This window comes from Treponema sp. Marseille-Q4523, from assembly GCF_016901105.1.
GTDB lineage: Bacteria > Spirochaetota > Spirochaetia > Treponematales > Treponemataceae > Treponema_D.
In genome coordinates, this window is the sequence record NZ_JAFEVM010000068.1 from 1 (window position 1) to 3,961 (window position 3,961).

Here is a 3,961-nt window from a genome sequence, read left to right on the forward strand (position 1 = left end):
TTTGGATGCGCTCGTAGAGGCGTGCTGCGTACTGCAAAAATCTCAGCGGCATATTGACGTTTATCGTAGATTGGTGTTCGACCAATACGATGATTTTACCGTCGACGAGGCAGGCGACATCGTTGCGGAAAGCCATGTACATCACCTGTTCGAGGCGAAGCGGTTCGAGTTTTGTAGCCGCATCAAATGTTGTGCCGTGAAGCGCATTGTAGAGAGAAAGGAACTTTTCTTTCGCATTTTTGTCTTCTCCGAAGAGATCGACAAAGACCGAGTCTTTATACCGGCGATTGTGTTTTGGCATGAAATACCTCCGGGATAACCGCACCGGAAATGGGTACTTAGAAAAGAAGCGCGTACTTACATAAAAAAGGCGGAACGCGAGGCAGCGGAACTGCCGCCGAGCCGCTCAGACCGATGGCAAGCAATCTCTTTTTACAAAGAGATTGCGCAGTCCGATTCCGATTACGGTCTGCCGCGGCGAACGGCAGGGCTGCTGCCGGGAGTGCAGCCGATTTTTTATGTTATACACTATTTTTTAGGGATACAATTTCCGGTGCGGTTATCCTGATAATACTTCACTAAATATATATCGCGGAAATGTTGCGATTTCGGAGTTTTTATTTTGTGCGACCGGTACCGCCCTTAGTTATAATGCAATGATAATTATTTTTATGACAAAATCCGACACTACGTCCATTCAGTGCTGTCATATTCTCTTCCATATTTTTCACTTTTCCCTCTTGACAAAGCTCAATTTATAGCCTATATTTCACTTATGTAATTATTACAATTATATAATTACTTTAATTTGTATTACCATATTTTATAGGAGATTTTATGGAACAAACGACAATGCACATGCCCCTCTTGGGCGATGATTTTCCCGAATTGAGCGTAACGACGACGCTCGGCAAAATGAATATTCCCGGCGATTTGAAAGGCAGCTGGTTTGTGCTGTTCAGCCACCCCGCCGATTTTACACCCGTCTGCACGACCGAATTTGCCGCGTTTCAAAAGCTCGTTCCCGAGTTTGAAAAGCTCGGCGTCAAATTGATCGGCCTTTCAATCGATCAGCTGCAAAGCCATTTGAAGTGGATCGAATGGATCAAAGAAAAACTCGGAATCGAAATCACCTTTCCCGTCATCGCGGCGAACGATACGGTTGCGAATAAACTCGGACTCCTGCATCCCGGAAAAGGCACGAACACCGTGCGCGCGGTCTTTATCGGCGATCCCAAGGGCAAAGTGCGCCTCGTTCTCTATTATCCGCAGGAAGTCGGCCGCAATATGAAAGAAGTTTTGCGCGCCGTCAAAGTGCTCCAGATTTCCGATGCGAACGGCGTCGCGATGCCCGCCGATTGGCCTGAAAACGGTTTGATCGGCGACAGCGTCATTATTCCGCCGCCGGGAAGCAAAGCCGAAGCCGACAAGCGCCTTTCCGAATACGACGGCTACGACTTCTGGTTTTGCCACAAAAAACTTTAATAAAAATTGTATATAAAAAACGCTATGTAAAAATTAAGGCGCCGCTTACCGAAAGGTGTGCCGGCGCTTTTTTTATTCGTGCGGAGGGTTTAATGATAAATACATTCTTTTTTCAGACGACGCGGATCGGAAGAACCCGCCTTCCGCACTTCGGTAACCCTCATCCGCGCTCACGCGCGGACGCTTCGCGGTGCTCCACGCGGGCGTAGGCGGATCGCGAACAATAAATATATTTTTTAATAATTTTTCACAACGCATAATGTGTTTTCCCCCGGCCTGCAAGTACGCTTTCCGGCATTCTTCGCCGGTACTCGTTCTTACGTACCTTGTCGTAAAACTTGTCGATGGACACGTACTCGTTATCGTGATATTTTATTCGTGCGGAGGGTTTAATACCCCGACGCTTGCGTCGTAACAAAGGGTATTAAAGCCGACTGCAACCACCTTATGAGAACAACATACCCCGACGCTTGCGTCGGGGGTGTTGATTATACGGTTTCCATAAGATTGCCGTATTGTTTGGTCTGGCACACATTCTATTAATAAAATCGTTGCGGGAGATACAATGAAAACGATCGGATTATTGGGCGGAATGAGTTGGGAAAGCACGGTAACGTATTATCGCATAATCAACGAAACCGTCAAAGAAAAACTCGGAAGCCTTCATTCGGCAAAAATCGTCATGTACAGCGTCGACTTTGCGGAAATCGAAGCGTGTCAGGCGAACGGGGATTGGGAAAAAAGCGGTCGAATACTTGCCGAAGCCGCTGCGTCGCTTGAAAAAGCGGGCGCGGATTTTATCGTCATCTGTACCAATACGATGCACAAAACGGTTCCCGCGATCCAAGTGCGTATTTCCGTTCCGATTTTGCATATCGCCGACGCGACGGCGGAAGCGCTGATTCGAAACGGAATAAAACGTGTCGGCCTTCTCGGCACGAAATACACCCTTACGCAGGATTTTTATAAAGACCGCATCGCTGAAAAAGGTTTGGACGTGCTTGTTCCCGAGCCGGCGCAAATCGAGCGGGTCAATGCGGTCATCTACGATGAACTGTGTCTCGGCATCGTTTCCGAAAAATCGAAAAAAGAGTATCTCCGTATCATAGCCGATTTGAAATCGCGCGGAGCCGAAGCCGTTATCCTCGGCTGCACCGAAATAGGCTTACTTATTTCGCAGGAAGATTCGGATATTCCCGTTTTCGATACCGCGAAAATTCACGCGCAGCTTGCGGCACAAAAGGCCGTTCTTTAAATACCGTGCGTTTTTATTCGTGTGGAGGCTTGTCTCACATACCACGTCGGAACGATATTTTTTATTCGGTACATACATGAAAAAAATATATACCGGCGCGAGATTTTATTTGGCAATTTTGTATACTTCTTTACACATATTTCAAATTAGATACGATTCAGTGAGAATAGTAGGCGTCTATCTTGAAGATATGTAAATTTTTATTTCAGTTTTTCAAATGCTTTTTTAATATTTTCGGAAATAATTTCCTGTAGTTGTTTTTCTATGGTTATCAACTTAATCTTTCGCATATTTACTTTTGCTTCCATATAAATTTCCGTTTGTTCCAAAAAGAGCGAAGCGATAGGAATATTAAATAATTCTGCAATTGATTCAATAAGTTCCAATGAAGTACCGCGTTTACCTGATTCAATCTGCGCCAAAAAAGGCGCGGTAATCTGCAATCTGTCCGCTACATACACTTGTGTCCAGCCTTTATTTGTACGGAGTGTTCTGACGTTATTTCCTAAAATACTCCTAATTTTTCCCATAAATATATCATATATCTTTGAGTAAATGACATATTGTATTTTTAGCTACTTTATATTATACTTATAGCTAATGCAATATTGCAAAAATAACTAACGAGCAAACAGGAATATATTTCGCTGAATACAGCAACCAGAAGAGGCAGGAGGTTTATTGCTATGGAAAAGTTAGAATTTATAAAATTAATTCTAGAAATTATTACGAGTTTTTCTACGGCCTGTGTTGTTATACTCCATCTCTTTGAAAAGATACTTATAAAAAAATCATTTATAAAAACACTACCGTTATTCTTTTCAGGGATTACAACATTGGATGGTAAAAGAGTTAGAGGTTTTAAGGCTTTGCGTGCGGATAAAGAACAAAGGAAACGTACTCAAGATATGATAAAAGCAATTGCACCTAATTACAAAGATGAAGAAGTACTTGTGTTGAATAAAGAAGAATTGTTTTATCTTTTGTATAACTCAAAGATTTTTACAAAAATTCGATTAAGAAAATAGAATTTTAACATATTAAATCTTATACATGGGGTTTTAAAAATGAAAAAAGTAAGGATTATTTTTACAATATTTTTATTTTGTACGTCCTTAAGTCTTTTTGCAGAAGAACACCTATCGAAAGTGGCGAAATTAAAACATAGTGCCATATTAAACCGGAAATAATGGTATTGAAACTTACAATGAACAAAGATAT

Annotated in this window: 4 protein-coding genes and 1 pseudogene; 3 read left to right on the forward strand and 2 right to left on the reverse strand. The window is 42.4% G+C overall.

The annotated features are described in order from the left end of the window. A pseudogene (locus JSQ97_RS12505) lies at positions 1-301 on the reverse strand (Rpn family recombination-promoting nuclease/putative transposase); the annotation flags it as partial. A 536-nt stretch (positions 302-837) separates the two neighbouring features. Here JSQ97_RS12505 and JSQ97_RS12510 point away from each other — a divergent pair. Beyond that, positions 838-1,485: a peroxiredoxin gene (locus JSQ97_RS12510; RefSeq protein WP_205076350.1), complete on the forward strand. Its 648-nt coding sequence runs from the start codon at positions 838-840 to the stop codon at positions 1,483-1,485. Positions 1,486-2,050: 565 nt separating this feature from the next. Continuing rightward, the gene (locus tag JSQ97_RS12515; protein ID WP_205076351.1) at positions 2,051-2,740 is read left to right on the forward strand and encodes an aspartate/glutamate racemase family protein; all 690 of its coding nucleotides are present in this window, start codon (positions 2,051-2,053) and stop codon (positions 2,738-2,740) included. A gap of 200 nt (positions 2,741-2,940) precedes the next feature. Here the strand turns inward: JSQ97_RS12515 and JSQ97_RS12520 are convergent, their stop codons facing one another. Beyond that, positions 2,941-3,270 carry a helix-turn-helix domain-containing protein gene (locus tag JSQ97_RS12520; protein ID WP_205076352.1) on the reverse strand — a complete coding sequence of 110 codons (330 nt, stop codon included), beginning with the start codon at positions 3,268-3,270 and terminating at the stop codon, positions 2,941-2,943. Positions 3,271-3,426: 156 nt separating this feature from the next. Here JSQ97_RS12520 and JSQ97_RS12525 point away from each other — a divergent pair, with 156 nt between their 5' ends. Beyond that, positions 3,427-3,768, forward strand: coding sequence for a hypothetical protein (locus JSQ97_RS12525; protein ID WP_205076353.1), 342 nt, complete (start codon positions 3,427-3,429; stop codon positions 3,766-3,768). The last annotated feature ends 193 nt before the right edge of the window (positions 3,769-3,961 follow it).